Annotated in this window: 1 protein-coding gene; it reads left to right on the forward strand. The window is 72.2% G+C overall.

Features of this window, described 5'->3' with window-relative positions; all coding sequences use genetic code 11:
- Window positions 1–216: 216 nt before the first annotated feature.
- The gene (gene tatC / locus DZF91_RS23470) at window positions 217–1083 is read left to right on the forward strand and encodes a twin-arginine translocase subunit TatC (protein ID WP_235834499.1); all 867 of its coding nucleotides are present in this window, start codon (window positions 217–219) and stop codon (window positions 1081–1083) included.
- Window positions 1084–1145 lie beyond the last annotated feature (62 nt).

Genomic DNA, 1145 nt, shown 5'->3' on the forward strand with positions numbered 1-1145 from the left:
AGCGCGCGGCGCGGCTCCGCGAGGAGGCCGCCCGGCTGGAGCGCGAGGCGGCGGCGTCCGAGCGGCGTCCGGGCGCGCTGCCGTCCGGCGACCCGATCGAGGGCGTCCCGGTCGACCGCGGGCAGTACCGCGCGAACGGCTGACCGCACCCCGGGTCCCCACGGCTCTTCCGCTCGGACCGGCCGCGCGCCGCTCCCCGACCCCTGATTGCCCACCATGAAGATGAAGAAGCGGCCGGTCGACCCCGAGGGCCGCATGCCGCTCATGGAGCACCTGCGCGAGCTGCGCAACCGGCTGATCAAGGCGATGCTCGGCCTGGCGGCCGGCACCGGTGTCGGGTGGCTGTTCTTCGGCCCCATCTGGAACTTCGTCACCGAGCCGTTCACCCGGATCGACCCCAAGCACTGCATCAACCACAAGTGCGACCTGGTCGTCCACGGGATCTTCGACGGGTTCTTCATCCACATGAAGGTCGCGCTCCTGGCGGGCGCGGTGATCTCCTCCCCGATCTGGCTGTACCAGCTGTGGGCGTTCGTGGCGCCCGGCCTGTACAAGCGGGAGAAGCGGTGGACGTACGCGTTCATCGCGGCGGCCGTGCCGCTGTTCGTGGCGGGCGCGGCCCTGGCCTACGTCACGATGGACAAGGGCCTGAAGATCCTCATCGGGCTCGCGCCCGGCGGCTCCACGGTGCTGGTGGGGGTGGAGTCCTACCTCGGCTACGCGCAGGCGATGCTGCTGATCTTCGGGCTGGCGTTCGAGCTGCCGCTGTTCGTGGTGATCCTCAACATGGCGGGGGTGCTGCCGCACGGCGCGATCGCCCGGTACCGGCGCATGATGATCTTCGGGATCTTCGTGTTCGCGGCGGTCGCCACGCCCAGCCAGGACCCCTTCACCATGCTGGCGCTCGCCATCCCCACGGTGCTTCTGTTCGAGGTCGCCGAGGTGCTGGCGTACTTCAACGACCGGCGGCGCGCCAACGCCCCCGACCCCTACGCCGGCCTGTCGGACGACGAGGCCGCCCCCCTGGACCTGGACCGGATCGACGCCGAGTTGGAGAGCGGCGGCCGCGGCGACCGCCGCTGACCCGCCCGCGCCCCCAGCGCCCCCCTGCCCGGCTCGCGCCCCCTGCCCACCCCGCGCCCCCT

Origin of the sequence: Actinomadura logoneensis (assembly GCF_003428695.1) — a bacterium.
GTDB classification, from domain to species: Bacteria; Actinomycetota; Actinomycetes; order Streptosporangiales; family Streptosporangiaceae; genus Spirillospora; species Spirillospora logoneensis.